General features: G+C 65.9%; 16 protein-coding genes and 1 pseudogene. 9 read left to right on the top strand and 8 right to left on the bottom strand.

Features of this window, described 5'->3' with window-relative positions; all coding sequences use genetic code 11:
* Position 1: 1 nt before the first annotated feature.
* The 6 genes and pseudogenes from QMF81_RS02020 (at position 2) to QMF81_RS01995 (ending at position 6,720) form a co-directional block, all read left to right on the top strand.
* Positions 2-709, top strand: a complete 708-nt coding sequence (locus QMF81_RS02020) for an AzlC family ABC transporter permease (RefSeq protein ID WP_281751544.1) — start codon at positions 2-4, stop codon at positions 707-709.
* Complete coding sequence (locus QMF81_RS02015) at positions 679-996, top strand: AzlD domain-containing protein (protein WP_281751542.1); 318 nt, start codon at positions 679-681, stop codon at positions 994-996. Before QMF81_RS02020 ends, QMF81_RS02015 begins: the two co-directional genes overlap by 31 nt.
* 21 nt (positions 997-1,017) lie before the next feature.
* Positions 1,018-1,359 (top strand): annotated as a pseudogene (locus QMF81_RS02010) (aminotransferase class I/II-fold pyridoxal phosphate-dependent enzyme); the annotation flags it as partial.
* Positions 1,360-1,465: 106 nt separating this feature from the next.
* Positions 1,466-2,251 (top strand): PLP-dependent aminotransferase family protein, encoded by a 786-nt coding sequence (locus tag QMF81_RS02005; protein WP_281751540.1) that lies wholly within the window; start codon positions 1,466-1,468, stop codon positions 2,249-2,251.
* A 105-nt stretch (positions 2,252-2,356) separates the two neighbouring features.
* Complete coding sequence (locus QMF81_RS02000; protein ID WP_281751538.1) at positions 2,357-3,487, top strand: efflux RND transporter periplasmic adaptor subunit; 1,131 nt, start codon at positions 2,357-2,359, stop codon at positions 3,485-3,487.
* The gene (locus tag QMF81_RS01995) at positions 3,484-6,720 is read left to right on the top strand and encodes an efflux RND transporter permease subunit (RefSeq protein WP_281751536.1); all 3,237 of its coding nucleotides are present in this window, start codon (positions 3,484-3,486) and stop codon (positions 6,718-6,720) included. Before QMF81_RS02000 ends, QMF81_RS01995 begins: the two co-directional genes overlap by 4 nt.
* Before the next feature lie 67 nt (positions 6,721-6,787).
* Here QMF81_RS01995 and QMF81_RS01990 read toward each other — a convergent pair whose 3' ends face one another.
* The gene (locus QMF81_RS01990) at positions 6,788-7,273 is read right to left on the bottom strand and encodes a universal stress protein (protein ID WP_281751534.1); all 486 of its coding nucleotides are present in this window, start codon (positions 7,271-7,273) and stop codon (positions 6,788-6,790) included.
* On the bottom strand, positions 7,270-8,238 hold the full coding sequence (locus tag QMF81_RS01985) for a serine/threonine protein kinase (protein ID WP_281751532.1): 969 nt from the start codon (positions 8,236-8,238) through the stop codon (positions 7,270-7,272). Before QMF81_RS01985 ends, QMF81_RS01990 begins: the two co-directional genes overlap by 4 nt.
* Before the next feature lie 177 nt (positions 8,239-8,415).
* On the opposite strand from QMF81_RS01985, the gene QMF81_RS01980 reads away from it, so the two are divergent.
* On the top strand, positions 8,416-8,631 hold the full coding sequence (locus QMF81_RS01980; protein ID WP_281751530.1) for an AAA family ATPase: 216 nt from the start codon (positions 8,416-8,418) through the stop codon (positions 8,629-8,631).
* 204 nt (positions 8,632-8,835) lie between these two features.
* Positions 8,836-9,822: a hypothetical protein gene (locus QMF81_RS01975; protein WP_281751528.1), complete on the top strand. Its 987-nt coding sequence runs from the start codon at positions 8,836-8,838 to the stop codon at positions 9,820-9,822.
* Here the strand turns inward: QMF81_RS01975 and QMF81_RS01970 are convergent.
* From QMF81_RS01970 to QMF81_RS01945, 6 genes are read right to left on the bottom strand one after another with little or no spacing between them, the layout of a single operon-like run.
* Positions 9,819-10,580 carry a 4Fe-4S dicluster domain-containing protein gene (locus QMF81_RS01970; RefSeq protein ID WP_281751526.1) on the bottom strand — a complete coding sequence of 254 codons (762 nt, stop codon included), beginning with the start codon at positions 10,578-10,580 and terminating at the stop codon, positions 9,819-9,821. The genes QMF81_RS01975 and QMF81_RS01970 overlap by 4 nt on opposite strands.
* Positions 10,581-10,590: 10 nt before the next feature.
* Complete coding sequence (locus tag QMF81_RS01965) at positions 10,591-12,069, bottom strand: NADH-quinone oxidoreductase subunit C (protein WP_281751524.1); 1,479 nt, start codon at positions 12,067-12,069, stop codon at positions 10,591-10,593.
* A gap of 8 nt (positions 12,070-12,077) precedes the next feature.
* On the bottom strand, positions 12,078-13,547 hold the full coding sequence (locus tag QMF81_RS01960) for a proton-conducting transporter membrane subunit (protein ID WP_348772182.1): 1,470 nt from the start codon (positions 13,545-13,547) through the stop codon (positions 12,078-12,080).
* 2 nt (positions 13,548-13,549) lie between these two features.
* A complete protein-coding gene (locus tag QMF81_RS01955; protein ID WP_281751523.1) occupies positions 13,550-14,185 on the bottom strand; it encodes a hydrogenase-4 component E in 636 nt (211 codons plus the stop codon).
* Complete coding sequence (locus QMF81_RS01950; RefSeq protein WP_281751521.1) at positions 14,182-15,078, bottom strand: NADH-quinone oxidoreductase subunit H; 897 nt, start codon at positions 15,076-15,078, stop codon at positions 14,182-14,184. Before QMF81_RS01950 ends, QMF81_RS01955 begins: the two co-directional genes overlap by 4 nt.
* On the bottom strand, positions 15,079-17,031 hold the full coding sequence (locus tag QMF81_RS01945) for a proton-conducting transporter membrane subunit (RefSeq protein ID WP_281751519.1): 1,953 nt from the start codon (positions 17,029-17,031) through the stop codon (positions 15,079-15,081).
* Positions 17,032-17,215: 184 nt separating this feature from the next.
* On the opposite strand from QMF81_RS01945, the gene cysK reads away from it, so the two are divergent.
* The gene (gene cysK, locus QMF81_RS01940) at positions 17,216-18,109 is read left to right on the top strand and encodes a cysteine synthase A (protein ID WP_281751517.1); all 894 of its coding nucleotides are present in this window, start codon (positions 17,216-17,218) and stop codon (positions 18,107-18,109) included.
* Positions 18,110-18,184 lie beyond the last annotated feature (75 nt).

The raw sequence follows: 18,184 nt of genomic DNA, 5'->3' as shown, positions 1-18,184 counted from the left end.
AATGGAGTATCAGCAACGTCCCCAATGGGGCCAGGCCCTGCGCCAGGTGGCCCCCATCGTCCTCGGCTACGTGCCCGTGGGCTTCGCCTACGGAGTGCTGGCCCGCCAAGCGGGGCTGGATCCCGCGGCCGCCATCCTCATGTCGGTATTGGTGTTTGCAGGCTCGGCCCAATTCATCGCCATCAGTCTCATCAGCACTGGGGCATCGCTGGCGACCATCGCGGCCACCACCTTTGTGGTGAACCTCCGCCATGCCCTCATGGCTGCGGCCTTGGCCCCGTACCTGCGCTCCTGGAGCTGGGCACGTCTGGCGGCCTTTGCCGCACAGCTCACGGACGAGACCTTTGCCCTGCACGCCCACCGCTTTGCCCAGAGTGCGCGCGGCGCAGCGGAAACGCTGACCATCAATGGGATCGCACACACCGCCTGGTGCCTGGGCTCCGCCCTGGGGGCCGTGGCCGGCGGGCTTGTCCACGACGTGCGGCCGTGGGGCCTCGACTTCGCCCTGCCGGCCATGTTTCTCGCCTTGCTCGGCGCGCAACTGGGTTCGGCCGCCCACATCCTGGCAGCAACCAGCGCCGCGCTGCTCACCGTCCTCCTGCACGCCTGGGGCGTGTCCCAGTCCGTGATCCTCATCGCCACCATCACCGCCGCCACCGTGGCCCTTGGAGTCGATACATGGAAACGCTCGCCGTCATCTTTGCCATGACCATGGTGACCTACCTTCCCCGCGCCCTGCCGCTGCTTCTGTGCGCCCGACGTACTGTGCCCGATCCCTTGGCCCGCTGGCTCGGATTCGTACCGCCGGCGGTCCTGGCCGCCCTGCTTGCCCAAAGTGTCCTCTGCGTCGGCCCCAGCGTGGACATGAGCATGGAAAATCTTTTTCTCTGGGCAAGTGTGCCCACGGCTCTGGTGCGCTGGAAGACCCGAAGCTTCGCCGCCACTGTGGCCGCAGGCATCCTCACCGTGGCCCTGCTGCGGGCCGCCCTCCCCTAACCCGACACCCAAGGAGTCCTCATGTTCTCCCCAAGCCGCCGCATGGCCCACGTGCCGCAATCCTTTATCCGGGAGATCCTCAAGGTCACCCAGAAGCCGGAAGTTATCTCCTTTGCCGGCGGACTCCCGGACCCGGAGTGCTTCCCCGCGCAGGCCATCCGCGAGGCCGCATCCCGGGCCATCGGCCGCCACAGCGCCCGGATCCTGCAATACGCACCCACCGAAGGGCTTTTGGAACTTCGCCAATGGATCGCCCAGCGCTACCAGCGCTTCGGCCTTTCCCTGGGCCCGGAAAACGTCCTCATCACCACAGGCTCCCAACAAGCCTTGGATCTTCTGGGGAAAATCCTGCTCAATCCAGGAGACACCGTGCTCGTGGAGCACCCCAGCTACTTGGGGGCCATCCAGGCCTTTTGCCTCTTCGAGGCCCGCTTCGCCACCGCCCCCCCTCACGCCGCGCGGGGTGGACGTGGCAGCTGTCCAGCGCGAACTGCAACGGGGGGTCCGCCTATTCTATACCATTCCCAATTTCCACAACCCCACCGGCATCAGTGCAGACGCCTCCACCCGCCAGGAGCTCGCCCGGCTCATGACCGAGTACCCCCAAACCCTCCTCGTGGAGGACGACCCCTACGGCGAGCTGCGCTTCCGCGGCCCCGAAATCCCACCCATCTTCGCCGCCACCCACGGGGCAAGCATCCACTTGGGGTCTTTTTCCAAGATCCTCGCCCCAGGGCTGCGCGTGGGCTGGATGGCCGGGCCGCCGGAAATCATCCGCGCCGCGGCCACAGCCAAACAAGCGGCAGACCTGCACACCTCCACGGTGTGTCAGGCCGTCATCCTCCAACTCCTCGAAGACGGTTTTCCCTTACCGGCCCATATCCAGCGCGTCTGCGCGCACTACGGCGAGCGCGCTCAGGCCATGATCCACGCCTTGCGACACGCCGCCCCTCAGGGAACGCGCTTCACGGAGCCCGAAGGCGGCATGTTCCTGTGGCTGTCGCTTCCCCCGCAAGGCCCTACCAGCATGGAGCTCTTCCACGCCGCCATGGAAAAAAACATCGCCTTCGTGCCCGGAGCCCCCTTCTTTCTCGACGGCGGCGGCGCGCATGCGGCACGCCTCAACTTCACCGCAGCATCCTCCGAGCGCATCCGTCAAGGCATCCTGCGCCTCTGCCAATGTCTTGCCGACTTGCTGCAAGCCCACAGCAAGGCCCCGGCAGGGGCAGAACGGCGCCAGCACCCGCAGCCCTGAAACCTCCGTACGGAAGGCACGGCGTCACTTCCGCATCCACGGCCGCACCCGCCTTGCCCTTGGCGGGATGCTGCGCTACCTGGGGGCAAACCGTGGAGGTGTGCCGTGCCCCTTTTCGTGATCTTCCTGCTTCTTGCCACCGCGTGCAGCCAAGGGCCTGCAGCGCCCCCAGCGCCAGCTTCCGTAACGGCTCCGGTACACCTCCTGGCTGCGGTGCACGCCTCCCGCGTGCGGGCCATCGCTGCGCAGATCCAGGCCCAAGGCCGCATGGAGCTCGCGAGCAAGGTGAGCGGCACGGTGCGCCAAGTCCTGGTGGCCGAAGGAGCGCCGGTGCAATCCGGACAGCCCATCCTCATCATCGACGACGCAGACCTCGCGGCCCGCAAGCGTTCCCAGGATCAGGCCGCGCGCCAGGCCGAAGCCCTGGCCGCTGCAGCCCGGCTGCGCGCCACCCGGGCCAAGGAGACCCTCACGCGCCTGAACCGGGTCCTGGCCCAAGACGGCGTATCCCAGGAAGAGGTGGATCAAGCCCGGGCCCAGCACCAATCCCTCGCCCAGGAAGCCCAGGCCCAAGAGGCCCTGGCACAAAGCCTCGTTGCCGCTGCTCAGGAGACGGAAGCCATCCGCGCCCAGTCCGTGGTCCGCGCCCCGAAGGCCGGCGTGCTCACCCAGCGCATGGTGGATGCCGGGGCCTTTGTGCGCGCCGGCGAGATCCTCGCCGTGGTGGAAGATCAGCGCCTTGGCCTGGAAGTGGAGGCCCTGGTGGACGAACGCCTGGCGCCGACGTTGGCGGTGGGGCAAACCCTTCGGGTGATCGTCCCGGCCCTGGACGCCACGCCGCGCCCCGTACGGGTCACCGCCAGCATCCCGACGGTGGAGGGAACCATGTTCCGGGTCAAGACCACGCTCCCGGAAGGGATTTCGGCCAGGTCCGGGATGTTCGCCCGGCTGCTCGTCCCTGGGGACGCACGCGACATCCTGCTGGTACCGCGGGCGGCCATCCAATGGCGCGGCGGACTTCCCACCGCCTTCGTCGTGGATGCCACGGACACCATCCGACTGCGGGTGCTGCGTCTCGGCGATTTCTTCCATCTGGAAAACGAACTGCTCATTCCAACCGCCCCAGAAGCCCCCGACGCCCTGGCGGAGGTGGTGGCGGGGCTGCACGCTGGTGAGCGTGTCCTCGTGAGCGCCCCGGAAACCACCCGCGAAGGCATGCACTGGAGCGCCCCATGAGTCACTCCGGCGACCTGCTCCACCGCCTCACGGCGCTCTTCGTGGACTCCAAGCTGGTGCCCCTCACGGTGCTCTTTGCCCTGCTCTTGGGGGTGGTGGCCGTGCTCAGTACCCCCAGCGAGGAAGAGCCCCAGATCGTGGTCCCCATGATCGACATCGAAGTCTCCATGCCGGGGGCAAGCCCCCGGGAAGTGGAGCAGCGGGTGGTGGGGCCCATGGAAAAGCTCCTGTGGGAAATCCCGGGGGTGGAGTATGTCTATTCCACGGCCATGGACGGGGCGGCCATGAGCATCGTGCGTTTCACCGTGGGCTCCAATCCGGAAGAGAGCCTCATCAAGACCTACGCCAAGCTCTACCAGCACCTGGATTGGATCCCGCCCGGCTGCTCCATGCCGCTGGTCAAACCCCGCTCCATCGACGACGTGCCGGTGGTGGCCGTAAGCCTCACCAGCCCGCACCGCACGCCCGCAAGCCTGCGGCACATGGCCTTGGAAGCGGCGGAAGCAGTGCGCCGCATCCCCGGCGTGAGTGAAGTCTCCATCATCGGCGGTGAGCGCCGCGGTATCACCGTGGAGCCCGATCCGGAAAAGCTGCGGCTCTTCGGCCTTGATCTCGCCCAGGTGGCCGAAGAGCTTCAGGCCCACAATCAGGCCGAGGTGGCCGGGTATATGCATGGCACCGGGGTATCGCAGCCGGTACGGCTGTGGAGCGGTCTCGCCTCGGCAAGCGAGGTCCGGCGCGTGGTGGTGGCCGTACACCACGGAAAGCCCGTGTACCTGGAAGACGTGGCCGAGGTGCGCGACGGCCCCTTGGAACCGGAACACTACGTCTTCTTCGCCGCAGGTCCGGGCAAGGCCGCCAAGGGCATCGGCCTTGCCCCAGGAGAGTTCGCCCCGGCCGTGACCCTCACCGTGGCCAAGCGCACCGGCGAGAGCGCCACCCGCATCAGCCACGAAGTCCAACACCTCGTGCGCTCCCTGGTGGGAAGCGTCCTGCCTGCGGATGTAGAGGTCGTGGTGGTGCGGGACTACGGTGAGACCGCCCGCCACAAATCCGACGAGCTCCTCTTCCATCTGGCGCTGGCGACCCTGAGTGTCGGGGCCATCGTGGCCCTGTTTTTGGGCCTGCGGGCGAGCTTCGTGGTCATGGTGGCCGTGCCCGTCACCTTGGCCATCACCCTGGCCACGTATTGGCTCCTTGGCTACACCCTCAACCGCGTCACCCTCTTTGCCCTCATCTTCTGCATCGGCATCCTGGTGGACGACCCCATCGTGGACGTGGAAAACATCGTCCGCCACCTCAGGCTGCCCCAGTCCCGAGGCAAAGGACTCTCGGAGCTCATCGTGGACGCGGTCTCGGAGGTGCGCGGTCCCCTGGTGCTCGCCACCTTCACCGTCATCGCCGCCATCATGCCCATGGCCTTCGTGCGCGGCCTCATGGGCCCCTACATGCGTCCCATGCCTGTGGGCGCCAGCATCGCCATGCTGCTCTCCATGGCGGTGGCCTTCGTGATCACCCCGTGGCTCGCCAAGCGCTTTTTGGGCCGCGAGGTGGAGCACACCGAGCACTCCAGCGGCCGCATCACCCAGCTCTACGCCAACTTCATGCGCCGGCTCATCCACCATCCCCGGGATCGGGCCGTCTTTCTCGGCGCCGTGGCGGTGCTTTTCCTCCTGGCCGTGGCCATGTTTCCCCTGCGCTTGGTGCTGGTGAAGATGCTCCCCTTCGACAACAAGAGCGAACTCGAGCTCGTCATCGACATGCCCGAAGGCACGGCCCTGGAAGAGACCATGGCCGCAGCCGAGGCCATATCCCGGGCAGTGCTCACCGACCCGACGGTGACAGACATCCAGCTCTACGTGGGCACTGCCGCGCCCTTCACCTTCAATGGACTGGTACGTCACTACTATAGCCGCACAGGCTCCCATGAGGCGGAAATCCAGGTCAACCTCACCCCGCGCGGCGTGCGCCACGAACAAAGCCACGCCATCGCGGCCCGGATCCGGCAGGCCGTGGCCCCTGCGGCCCAGAGTTTCGGCGCCAATGTGAAGACCGTGGAGGTCCCTCCCGGCCCGCCGGTACTCCAGACCTTGGTGGCGGAAATCTACGGCCCCAGCGAAGAAGGCCGTTTGGCCGTGGCCCGGCAGGTGCGCGACGTGCTCAAGGCCACTGCCAACGTAGTGGATGTGGACTGGTACGTCACCGACCCGCACCCCGAGCTCCGGGTGGAGCTGGTGACGGACAAGGCCACGGCCCTGGGGGTCTCGCCGCAGCGGGCCCGCCAGGTGCTGGCAGCCGCCCTGCGCGGCACCACCGTGGGCCTCGTGCGCGACCCGCAAAGTCGCGAAGACGTGCCCCTGGTGGTGCGCCTGCCGCAGGGCCGCCGCACCAGTGAAAGCCAGCTCGCCGCGTTGGGGATCCACGGGACACACGGCGTCGTCTCCCTGGGAGAGATCGCGCACATCCGCCAGGATATGGCGCCTGCGGTCATCTACCACAAGAACCTCTTTCCCGTGGTGTACGTCACCGCGGACATGGCCGGCGGAGAAGAAAGCCCCATCTACGCCATGCTGCGCGCCGGCCACGCCCTGGACGACCTTGCCGCCCAAGGCCACGGGGCCTGGCAGCGCGTCCAACCTGGTGCGCTGCCGCGGCTGACCACCAGCATGCCTGCCCAGGACCACGAGTACGTGCTCAAATGGGACGGGGAATGGCAGATCACCTACGAAGTTTTCCGGGACATGGGTCTGGCCTTTGCCGCCGTGCTGGTGCTCATCGCCCTCTTGGTGGTGGGCTGGTTTGGCTCCTACACCACGCCCATCGCCATCATGGCGCCCATTCCCCTGTCGCTCATCGGCATCATCCCGGCCCACGCCCTGGCCGGCGCCTTTTTCACCGCCACGTCCATGATCGGCTTCATCGCCGGCGCGGGCATCGTGGTGCGCAACTCCATCATCCTGGTGGACTTCATCGAGCTGCGCCGAAGCCTGGGCGTCCCCCTGGCCGAGGCCGTGGTGGAGGCCGGCGCCCTGCGCTTTCGCCCCATGCTGCTCACTGCCGCCAGCGTGGTGGCCGGGGCCTTCGTCATCCTCTTCGACCCCATCTTCCAGGGGCTCGCCATCTCCCTCATGGCCGGCGAAGTGGCGGCGACCCTGTTCTCCCGCCTGGTGGTGCCGGTGCTCTACTATCTGGAAAAGCGCCACGAAGAGCGCCACCCCACACCGCAGGCCTGACGCACGGAGACCCTGCGCCACTGAACGGCACCGTCTTCCATCACCAGGGCATGTGCGCCGATGGGATTCACTGCACCACCCACACGGCGCAGTTGCGGGCCAAGTGGGTGACCTTGGTGGTCACACTGCCAAAGAGGAATTCCTCTGCACGCGAGACCCCGCGACGGCCAACGACCACGGTGCCGTATTGCCCCTGCTCTTGGAAGGCGATGATATCCCGGGCGATGGAGGTGCCCAAGCTGCAGACCGCCCCCGCCTCATTTTCCACGGCCACGCAGGAATTGATGACCACCGTCTCCACCGCCAGGTTGGCCGCCTCCAATCGCTGGCGGCAGCGATCCACAAACGCCCTCGCCCGCTCCCGATAGACCTGACAGGTCGCCTCCCAAGCGACTTGCGAGGCAAAAAGATCCCGGCTCGGCAGGCGCTCCACCAACAGCACGCAGACCTGCACCCCAGGCACACCGCCCAACATCGCGGCCACGTATTCCACCGCCCGCCAGGCATTGTCCGATCCGTCCACCGCCACCACCACGCGCTTGGGATCATTCATGACCAGTCTCCTTGGCGCAACGCCCAAAGTCCACGCTGCAAATCCTCAAGAAATTCCGATACATGAAAATAAAAAATCTCTGACTGAACTGCAAAATGCAGGAGGACATCGTTGAGCTCCTTGGGAATATACGGATACACCTTACGAAGATTACAAAGTCGATGCCGAAATAATATGGAAAAGTCTTCAGGATGCAGCACGGCATTCCGATCTCCGGAAAACTCGTCTTCCGTCATGGCAAGACGGGTGACAAAACCTTTGCCGCACAGATAGAGAAGGATATTGCCTAATCCAAAGATATCGAGGCCAAAGGGATTTTCATGGAACTCGTAGGTGTAGTCGAAATCGATCCATACCAGCCCTCCGGTTTCGCTCTCCACCCACAGATGATCCCGGCGGATATCGCCATGGTTTTCCCCATGCTGGTGGAGCATCGCAATGGCCGCACACGCCCCCATGAAGCGTTCGAGAAGATCTGGAAGGACCTCAAAGAGATAGCGCCGGTGATCCAAAGGGTTCCGGTGCACCCGGTGCGCAAAGAGCTCTCCGCGCACAATGTCGAGAATGCGCACCTCGTTGCCTGCACTATCGAGCACGGTCCGGCCCTGCATGAAACGGGAATCTCCATGAACCAGATTCAATACTCGCGCCTCTTTGCGCGGACTGCGAAAACACTGAATGGAAAGCTCTCCTATGGAGACAGGAAAACTCTCATAAAAGACCAATTTGACGATTTTTCGCACACCTGTTTCCAGCTCGAGACAGCGCTTGACCCAATATTTAGGATCCTCAATCCCGAAACTCCGTTCTTTTTCATCCCCAAGAACGAGATAATGCAGGTCTCCAAGGGCCATGATGTCCCCATAACCAATACCCATGAAATCCGTGGTGTCGGTGACCACACGCCCCACACGGCGGCGGGGAAAATCCGGATAGTACTGGGCCACGAGCTGATGTGCGCGCATACGAGCCTCCAAGGATGCTCCTCCATGCCCTTGCATGCTGGGCGCTGTCTAGAGGGGACCCATGCGCCGATGGACACTGGGGGGGAGTCTGTCCCAGGGGCGCTCGGCTTCCCATTTTGACTTCCCAACCAGTGGTGGCTACACACAATGTCTCCCCGCTCCAGCACGGAGGCTGCCATGGAACGCAAGAAACTGCCCATCGGCATCCAGACCTTTGCCGAGATCCGGCGCGAAGGATATTACTACGTGGACAAGACGCCTTTTGTGGCAAAGCTTGCCGAAAGCGGGAAGTACTACTTCCTCTCCCGGCCGCGGCGCTTCGGCAAATCCCTCTTCCTCGATACCCTGGCCGAGGCCTTTGCCGGCAATCGTGCGTTCTTCACTGGTCTGTAGTGGAGTTCAGCACGGTAAAACGTCAGATCGTAGGCTGGGAGGTGGCGCCGCTCTAACCACCTTCTCCCTCGTGCGCAGGCGCCGCGTTCCCCCAATGCCTTGTGCGGGCGGCACCGAGGGCATCTTCGCGATAGAGCGCCTCCAAGCCGCGCAAGGCCTTTTCCGCAGGCCCTGCAGGCATTATGGATGCCCATGGAGGACGCCATGTACATTGCTCGAATCCTGACTCCTCAAGGGGCACGCTACGCGCTGCGCCGCACCGTTTCCACCGCAGGGATGCTCCTCAGCCAGACCATCCTCGACCTCGGCCCGAACCCCTGTGCCTGGTACGAAGACGGCGCCTTTCGGCCGCAGCTGCTCGATGCGGTCTTCGCTGCCGCCGGCTGTCTCGACGACGCCCTGCTCGATGCCCTGGAAGCGGCCTTCGCGCCCTTCATTCCCGCCCTCGAAGATCAAGGACACCGTCGGCCTTGGGTGCGCCGCCGCCTCTTGCCGGAAGAAGAAGCCCAGGTGGCAGGGCTGCACCCTTTCGACAAACGGCGGCTGGCGTTTTTACGCACTGGCGAGACCAACCTTGGCGCCATCCACCTGGTGCATCCCAAGCTTTTCCTGCGTCTTGTGGGAAAAAGCCGCGATGAGCTGGAGCAGGAATTTTGGCGCATGGAGCGCACCCTGCGGCCCGAGGAGCTGCGCGCCTACACCTTTGCCGCCTTCAACCTGCAAGGCCAGTTTGCCTGCCTTGCCGCCCGCCATGCCCCTGAGGCCCTCGACCCCGAGGCCGTGGACGCCGCCTTCCTGCGGGCCCTTTGCCAGATCCACGCGGACGACGCCTTCTGGCAGGGGATCGTGCGGCCGGCCTCGGGCATCCACCCCTATCTTCGCCGCTACGCCTGCTACCACTACGACTTCCAGTTTCCCGCCGCAGACCCCTGGGCGCGCATCGTGGAAGGCTTCATGGGCAGTTTCCGGCGGCCGCGCCCCCGGCGGCCCAGCAGACCGGTGGACGCCACCCGGGCCGAGGTCCTTTTTGGCATGCCATGGCCGAAGCTGCAGGCCCTGGGCCGTGCCGAGCTCATCCGCCTCTTCCGGCGCCGGGCCAAGGTCCTCCACCCGGATGCCGGCGGCCGCCACGAAGACTTCGTGGAGTTCCTCGACCTCTACCGCCGCCTGGTGACCCGGACCAAGGCCTAGGAAAGCCGGCCGATGAGCCCCAAAAGCCCATGCAAGATGGTGAGCGGATGGGGCGGGCAGCCGGGGATGAAGAGGTCTACGGGCAGAAGCTCCGTCGCCCCGCTCGATGTCTCCGGCAGCCCTGCATAGATGCCTCCAGAGATGGCGCACGCCCCCACGGCCACGCTCACGCGCGGATCCGGGCTTGCGGCGTGGGTCCACAGCAGCGCGTCGCGCATGTTGCGGGTCACCGGCCCAGTGACCGCCACACCGTCGCCATGGCGCGGCGAGGCCACGAAATCGATGCCAAACCGCCCCAGATCGAAGACCACGGTGGTGAGCACGTTGAGATCCGCCTCACAGGCCATGCACCCCCCGGCGCTCACCTGCCGTAGCCGCAGGGAGCGGGCAAAGAGCCGGCGCCGTTCTTCCTCCAAGGGGGTGATCTCCGGCATCGACGCCCCGCGCAGGATCAGGTCCTCGCGCCGACGGGCCGCCATGCGGAAATCCTGTCCAAAGGCCACCGCCCCGTGCGGACACGCGCGCACACACGCCCCGCAGAAAAGGCAGCGCCCCAAATCGAGAAACAGCCCCTGGCCATCCACCCCCACCGCGCCCGTGGGGCACACCGCGGTGCATGCCTCGCACCCTGCGCCGGGGCAGCGCTCGGGCGCAAGCAGCGGCCGGCCCTGATAGCGATCGGACAGGGGAGGATGGGTGCGCGGAAAATCAATGGTGCGCATTTTCTGGTGCCAGCGCTCGGCAAGGACTCGCAGCATGCTTGCGCTCCTACAGGTCGTGTCCGCAATAGGACAGATTGAAACTTTTGTTACACAAGGGAAAATCAGAGATCTCCGTCCCCCGCAGCACCATGGCGAGTCCAAACCAGTTGTGGAAGGACGGGTCCACCATTTTATACCAGGCAAAGCGACCGCTCTCGTCCGTGGCCGCCACATGACAGACCTCTCCCCGCCAGGCCTCCACCAGGCAGGCCGCCAGCCGCCGCGGCGCAAGCGGTGGGACAGGACATGCGATCGGCCCCTCCGGCAGCCGCCGCAGCAATTGCTCCACCATGGCGGCGCTGGCCTCGATCTCGCGCACGCGCACCATGGCCCGGGCAAGGAGGTCCCCGCCTTCGGCCGTGGCCGGCGCGCCCTCGGGATGGGGCACCCCGGGCTGGGGATGGGCCCAGCGATCGTCGCGCACCACGCCGCAGGCACGGGCGGCAGGCCCCACCAACCCCAAGGCCACGGCCTCACCCGTGGAGAGCGCCCCCACGCCCTCCAGGCGGTTCCGGGCCATGGAAGACTCCACAAAGAGCCGCACCGCCCCGCGCACGTCCCGTACCGTGGCCGCCAAGCGGCGCAGGAGTTCCTGCGTTCGCTCGGGCTCCACATCGAAGGCCACGCCTCCGGGCCGCACCAGGCCCCGGCCAAAGCGGTTGCCGCACAAAAGCGCCGTCATGTTGAGAAAATCACCGCGCAGCCGCCCGCAAAAGGACGACGTCGGCAAAAATCCCATATCCAAGGCCAGCGCCCCCACGTCCCCGGTGTGATTGGCCAAGCGCTCCAACTCCAAGGCCAGGGCGCGAATGGCCTGTGCCCGGGCGGGCACGGTCACGCCAGCCAAGGCCTCCACCAGGGCGCAATGCGTCCAGGTATGTCCGATGGTGGTGTCCCCGGCCGCTGTCTCCATGAAATGGATGGTACGCCGATCCGGTCCGCCCGCCAGCTGGGCCTCGATACCCCGGTGCTGGTAGCCCAAGGAGATCTCCAGGTGCATCACGGTCTCGCCCAGACATTGGAAGCGGAAATGCCCGGGCTCGATGATGCCGGCATGCACCGGACCTACGGCCACTTCGTGGATCTCTGGTCCGTCCACGGTGAAATATTCGGTCACGCACGGGGCCGGCCGCTCGCCGCCGTCTTGGCGCTCATGAAAGCGGATGGGCTTGAGCCACGGGTGATTGTGCGGGGTAATCCCATGAATTTCAAAGAGTTCCCGCTCGAACCAATGGGCCTGCGGGCATACGGGGGTCAGACTCGGATACCCGAGAGACGGCTCCATGGCCACGGTCTCCAGCAGGTGGCGTCCATCCCACGCCAAGACCGCATACACCCGCTTGACCGCGCCCTTGGGGGCAGCAAACAAGGCGACAAGCCGCGCTCCCTGCTCCACGGCCTGCGCCACCGCGGCGCGAAACGCCTCGGGCGACAGCACGGAAATCTCGTTTACGGCGATCGTCTGTTCCTGGGTCCATGCCAGCATAAATCCTCCTACATCCCGCCTGCCACGCGCAGGGCTTCGCCTAAGAGCTGGCGCAAACCGTGCGGCTGCACCACGCCCAGGGCCAAGACCAGCGCCAACAATATGGCCGACGGGCCCACGCTGGTCCACTCTTCACGAGGCGTGCCGCGCAGATAGCGCGGCCGCGGGCCCTGGATCATCCGCGCCACGGCCATGGACATGCCCACAAAGATCACCGCCAGGCAGAGCACGGTGAGGGCCGCCACCCCGAAGCGCCCCTGGGCCAAAAGCCCCTGGACGATGCCGAGCTCGCTCACGAAGGTCCCAAACGGGGGCGTCCCGGTGATGGAAAGAAACCCCGCCACCCACAGCACGCCCGTCACCGGGATGGTCCGCACCAGGCCGCTGGTGTCATAGGAGGACTTGGTGTGGTACAGGGCCAAGATGTTCCCCGCCAAGAGAAAGAGCGCTGCCTTGGTGAGGGAATGGTTCACGGCATGCAGCATGCCGGAGGCCGCCGGAGCGCCGCCCGCGCCCAAGGCCAGGGCAAGCAGCCCCATGTGCTCCACGCTGGAGTAGGCAAGCATGCGTTTGAAATCCCCCTGCCCCACCACGAACACGGCAGCGGTCCCCAGCGAGAGCAGGCCCAAGAGCACGAGCATGGATCCGGAAAACTCGCCCAGCCCAGCGGCCACACAGAGCTGATGCCCCCGAATGATGCCCAAAAAGGCGCAGTTGAGCAGGGCCCCGGAAAGCAGGGCCGACACCAAAGACGGTGCCTCGCTATGGGCGTCGGGCAGCCAATGGTGCATGGGCGCAAGTCCCATCTTGCATCCATAACCGACCAGCAAGAACACAAAGGCCACCTGCAGCCAGCGGGGCCGCATGGCCGTGGCGTGCGCCATCAGGGCATCGAGGTGCAACGAAGAGGAGCTGCCGGCCGCAGCATAGCTCACCAGCATAAGTCCCATGAGGGCAAAGGCGATGCCCACGGAACAGATGAGCAGGTACTTCCAGGTGGCTTCCAACGAGCGCTGATGGCGGTGGAAATAGATGAGGGGTGCGCTGGCCAGGGTGGTGCATTCCACCCCCACCCACAACAGGCCCAAATGGCGCGCAAGACACACCAAGCTCATGGATGCCAGGAAAAACAGCAGGCAGGCAGTGAAAATCCGCTCCGGGGCGTTGCGGAACATCACCCCAGCGACGAAATCGGCGCGCTCATCCTTGGTCTCGGCGCGCAAGTACCCGACAGCATAGATGCTGGCCGCCACAAAGAGGATGCTCGCCAACCCCAAAAACACAAGTCCCGGGGCATCCAGGCCGAGCATAGCCTCTGGCGGGACCGTAGGGGCGGCGGCACCCGCCGCCACCATGGCCGCATGGGCCACGGCAGTGACCACCAAAAGCCCCCGGCGCAGAGCATCACGCGCCACCAGCAGGGCGAGGATACCGCCCCCAACGGGCAGAAAGACAAGGGCAAAGGGAATGATGGGCATGGCTAATCTCGCAAGGTGCAGAACCGGTCCACGTCGATGGAGTCAAAGGTCCGGCTGATGTGGTGGATGGCGATCCCCATGACAAAAATGGCCACGAACAAATCCAGGAGGATGAGGAATTCGATCCACATGGCGTCGTGGCCGATCAAGGGCACGCCCAAAAGAAAGATTCCGTTTTCCATGGTGAGATACCCAATGACCTGGGTAAGGGCCTTATGGCGCAGCACGATGAGAATGATGCCGGCAAGGACCGTGAGCAGGGCCGCTGGGAGCAAGAGCGGCGGAGCCGCCACCGGCAGCACCACCCGGGACTCCAACCCAAAGAGCAGCCCCAGGCCCACCAGGCCCAGCACCACACTCGTGCCCAGGCCCATATAGGGCTCCACGATCTCGCTCGAACCGATGCGGCGCATGGTGCGCCACAAAAGCCACGGGAACACCCCGGCCTTGAGGGCCGCCATGGCCGCGGCTACCAGCACCCCTTCCCCTGCAGGGTTCATGCCTGCCACCACGACGCCCAAAAGCACCCCATGGGCCGCCGACAGGAGGATGAGATGCCGCAGCCGCCCTGCGCCCAAGAGCACGAGGTCGCTCAAGATCACCGCCCACCATACCAACGAGAGGGTCTGTACGCTCATAGCCGTCCTCCCCAGATCACGGCAAACAGCACCACCAAGCCGCAGGCCGCGCCGCTCAAGATGAAGGCCGGCACCCGCGGCATGGGGAGGCGGGCGCTCAAGGACTCCACCACACCCACGGCCGCGGCCACCACCAAGATCCCGGTCACGTGGGCAACCACGGCCCACGGCAACGACACGGCGTGCAGCGGCAAGACCAGGGCCACGAGGAGCGCGGCGAACACCCACAGCTTGAGCGCCGCGCCATAGGTGATGGCGGCCAACTCCGGCCCGCTATGGTCCAGGACCATGACCTCGTGGATCATGGTGAGTTCCAGATGGGTGTTGGGGTCGTCCACCGGCATGCGGGCGTTCTCCACCAGCAGCAGGAGAAACACCGCAATCCCCAGCAGCACGCCGCCGCCGTGCAGCACATCCACCGCCGCCACGCCGTCGGCCAGCCGCAAGCCCCCCTGACCTGCAGCGGCCAGCAGCGCCGCCAGCAGAGCGGGTTCCGCCAGGGCCCCAAAGGCGGCCTCCCGGCTCGCCCCCATGCCTTCAAAGCTGGAGCCTACGTCGAGAGCGGCCAGCATGGTGCCCAGACGCGGCAGGGCGAGCACGTACGCGAGCACCACGAAATCCAAGGGGAAGGACCACAGGCCCGGTCTTCCCGCAAAGGGGACGAGGAGCATGGCCACCGCCGGCCCCACCACGGCGCATACCGGCCCCAAGCGAAACACCCATGAGGTCGTCTCGCTCACCACAGTGCCCTTGCGCAGTAATTTGGCCATATCAAAATAGGTCTGGAGCATGGGCCGACCACGCCGGCCCGCCCACAGCGCCTTCACCCGATTGATGATCCCCAAAAGGAGCGGGGCGCACACCACGCCCACCCCCCAGAACAGACTTTCCATCTACTCCCCCCAAAGCCGCCATACGATGAGGATCCCCAACACCGCCACCATGGTGAAGACATAGAGCTGGATGCGGCCGTGCTGCAGCCACTTGAGGGCGTCACACATGCTGCGCACCCCGCCAAAAAGCCTCTCCCACGCCGTGCGCAGGGGATCCGCAGGCTCCACGCGCGCCCAGGCATGCGCCGGAAAGAATCCAACAGGCTTTTCGACCGTGACCCGGGCAACGCTCGTTCCACCGATGGCCCGCCACAGGGGCTGGGCAAAGCCAAAGGCGGAATACTGCATACGCACCGACGGGGCCGCATAGCCGCAGTCCCAAGTACGAAACCGTCGGGCATCCGCCCAGCCGGGAAGCAATCGACGCACCCCCGCCACCACGACCACCGCGACGGCGACCACTACACCGATGGTGGCAATCTGCGCCACTCCCGCCACAAACGGGGCAAGCGGCTCCCGCGGGACCGCACCCAAGACCACGCCCACGGCAGGCAGGGCGAGCCCCAAGGCCACCGGGGCCGCCACTGCCGCGGCCAAACAGGCGGCCGCCAGCACCATCATGGGCAGGCGCATGAGCCTTCCCGGCTCTTTGGCCTCCGCGGCCTGCGGCGACCTTGGGGCGCCCAAAAAGGCGATCCCGAACAGCCGGGTCATGCCGGCAAGCACCACGCCGCTCACCAAGGCCAGCCCCACGAATCCGGCGAGCATGACGCCGCGCAACCCGGGGTCAGACGCCGCCATGCCCGTAGCCAGGGCGGCGAAGAGCAGCACCTCGCCCACCAGCCCACAAAAGGGCGGAAGCCCCGACACCGTGGCCACGCCTACGGCCATGCACCGACTCACCTGCGGCATGCGCTGGGCGATCCCGCCCAGGGCGCGAAGCTCCACCGTTCCTGTGGCTTCGAGCACCGCACCGGCCCCCATAAACAGGAGCCCCTTGAACAAGGAATGGTGCAAGAGATGCATCAAGGCCGCCGCCAGACCCAGCCAGGCGGTGACCACCAGGCCGCAGGCATATCCCACGATACCGACACCCACCGCCATGAACACCAAGCCCATGTTCTCCACCGTGCTGAAGGCAAGCAGCCGTTTGGCATTCCCCTGCACCAGGGCCTGCATGGCCCCGAACACCGCGCTCACCAAGCCCGCCAGCACCAAGAGGACGCCCGCGCCGGCCCCAGGCATGCCCACCACGTCCAGGGCGCGCACCACAGCATAGATCCCGGTATTCACCATAAGACCGGACATGAGGGCGGACACATGACTCGGCGCGGCCGGGTGCGCTTCCGGCAGCCATACGTGCAGCGGCACGAGACCGGCCTTGGCCCCGCCGCCGAGTACCATGAGCCCGAATACCGGCAGCGCCAGGGCGCTTCCCGGCAGGGCCGCGCGCATGGCGTCAAAGGACCATCCGCCCGACGCCGCGGCCAGGGCGAGGCCCGCCACGAGCGCCGCGCCTCCCAAGTGCGCTGCGGCCAAATACTCCCAGGCCGCGGCACGCACCGAGGCATCGTGATCGTCAAAGGCCACGAGAAAAAACGGGGCCACGGACATGAGTTCCCAGCCCACCAAGAACACAAAGCCATCGTCGGCCAGAAACACCACGGTCATCCCGAGCAGCAGAAGCAGCACCACGGCCCAATGGACGCCCAAATGACGGCGGCCCACCGCATGCTGCAAATAGCCCACGCCGTAGATGGCCACCATGGCCCCCAGCCCAAAGAGGGGAAGCAGAAAAAAACGTGCCACCGCGTCCAGGCGCAGGGCTCCAGAACCCAAAGGCGGCGCAAACGGCAGTACCCAGCGGCCGTCCGGTCCCAGGGCGAAGCCCAAACCCGCCAGACAGACCGCGAACATCACCGCCGGGCCGAGCACCGCGCCCAAACGCCCCCGGCCGGCTGCCGCCGAGAGCGCCATCCCAGCAATCATCATTGCCACAAGCCACCACAGCATAGTGTTTTTCCTCCCCTTATTTTGGACCAACGACGGGGCAGGGGGCGTCTATGGTGCATCGCCATGTTAGTCACGAAAAATTTTGCCCTGCCGAACACCGACCTTGCCAAGACAAGCCGCCCACGGCTATGGAGAAAGCGCCCGGGAGGACTGCTCCTGGAGCCTCTTTTTTGCGCGAGAGACCATGCGTACCGACTCCATCTTGAGCCTTATCGGCAATACGCCCCTCTTCGAATTCCCCGGCGAACGCATCGTGGCCAAGGCCGAATTTCTCAACCCCGGCGGCAGCATCAAGGACCGCGTGGCCCTGGCCATGCTCGAAGGGGCCGAGCGCGACGGCCGCCTGCAGCCCGACTCCATCATCGTGGAGCCCACCAGCGGCAACACCGGCATCGGTATCGCCTTGGTGGGCCGGCTCAAAGGCTATGCCGTGCGTATCGTCATGCCCGAGAACATGAGCGAGGAGCGCAAAAAGCTCATCCGCAGCCTGGGGGCGGAGCTCGTGCTCACCCCGGCGGAAGAGAGCATCGCCGGGGCCGTGAACGCCGTGCGGCGCATGCAGGCCGAAGACCCGCGGGTGTTCGTACCCCAGCAGTTCGAAAACCCCGACAACCCGAGGGTGCACTACGAAGAGACCGCCCGGGAGCTCTGGCGGCAAACCGGCGGCGAAATCGACTGTTTCGTGGCCGGGGTGGGCAGCGGCGGCACCCTGCAAGGGGTAGGCTCTTTCCTCAAGGAACACCGGCCCGGGGTGCGCATCGTGGCGGTGGAGCCCAAAAACGTCTCCGCCCTCTTGGGCCACGAGCCGGGACTGCACCAAATCCAGGGCATCGGCGACGGCTTCATCCCCGCCATCCTGGACACCTCCTTGGTGGACGACGTCATCGAGGTTACCGACGAGGACGCCATCGCCACCACCCGCGAGCTGGGCCGCGCCTTCGGCCTCCTGGTGGGCATCTCCTCCGGGGCCAATGTGTGGGCCTGCCGGCAGATGCGGCGCAAGCTCGGCGGCGTCATCGCCACAGTGCTTCCTGACCGGGCGGAGCGCTACTTCAGCACCGCGCTCCTGGAAACATAAGCCGTACCCCGGCCCACGCCGACAGTCCTTGGGTGACGGCGTGCGGGGATTCCGACACAAGCGCAGGACTCACCC

This window comes from Thermodesulfomicrobium sp. WS, from assembly GCF_027925145.1.
GTDB lineage: Bacteria > Desulfobacterota > Desulfovibrionia > Desulfovibrionales > Desulfomicrobiaceae > Thermodesulfomicrobium.
Note: the sequence above shows the minus strand (reverse complement) of the source record. Positions and strands in the feature narration are given on the sequence as shown.

What these genes read in the sequence shown, in the direction of transcription:
- QMF81_RS01955 (WP_281751523.1), bottom strand. Translation starts at nt 14,185, where the DNA reads ATGAGCGTACAGACCCTCTCGTTGGTATGGTGGGCGGTGATCTTGAGC.
- cysK (WP_281751517.1), top strand. Translation starts at nt 17,216, where the DNA reads ATGCGTACCGACTCCATCTTGAGCCTTATCGGCAATACGCCCCTCTTC.
- QMF81_RS02015 (WP_281751542.1), top strand. Translation starts at nt 679, where the DNA reads ATGGAAACGCTCGCCGTCATCTTTGCCATGACCATGGTGACCTACCTT.
- QMF81_RS01950 (WP_281751521.1), bottom strand. Translation starts at nt 15,078, where the DNA reads ATGGAAAGTCTGTTCTGGGGGGTGGGCGTGGTGTGCGCCCCGCTCCTT.
- QMF81_RS01995 (WP_281751536.1), top strand. Translation starts at nt 3,484, where the DNA reads ATGAGTCACTCCGGCGACCTGCTCCACCGCCTCACGGCGCTCTTCGTG.
- QMF81_RS01980 (WP_281751530.1), top strand. Translation starts at nt 8,416, where the DNA reads ATGGAACGCAAGAAACTGCCCATCGGCATCCAGACCTTTGCCGAGATC.
- QMF81_RS01970 (WP_281751526.1), bottom strand. Translation starts at nt 10,580, where the DNA reads ATGCTGCGAGTCCTTGCCGAGCGCTGGCACCAGAAAATGCGCACCATT.
- QMF81_RS02020 (WP_281751544.1), top strand. Translation starts at nt 2, where the DNA reads ATGGAGTATCAGCAACGTCCCCAATGGGGCCAGGCCCTGCGCCAGGTG.
- QMF81_RS01965 (WP_281751524.1), bottom strand. Translation starts at nt 12,069, where the DNA reads ATGCTGGCATGGACCCAGGAACAGACGATCGCCGTAAACGAGATTTCC.
- QMF81_RS01990 (WP_281751534.1), bottom strand. Translation starts at nt 7,273, where the DNA reads ATGAATGATCCCAAGCGCGTGGTGGTGGCGGTGGACGGATCGGACAAT.
- QMF81_RS01985 (WP_281751532.1), bottom strand. Translation starts at nt 8,238, where the DNA reads ATGCGCGCACATCAGCTCGTGGCCCAGTACTATCCGGATTTTCCCCGC.
- QMF81_RS01975 (WP_281751528.1), top strand. Translation starts at nt 8,836, where the DNA reads ATGTACATTGCTCGAATCCTGACTCCTCAAGGGGCACGCTACGCGCTG.
- QMF81_RS01960 (WP_348772182.1), bottom strand. Translation starts at nt 13,547, where the DNA reads ATGCCCATCATTCCCTTTGCCCTTGTCTTTCTGCCCGTTGGGGGCGGT.
- QMF81_RS01945 (WP_281751519.1), bottom strand. Translation starts at nt 17,031, where the DNA reads ATGCTGTGGTGGCTTGTGGCAATGATGATTGCTGGGATGGCGCTCTCG.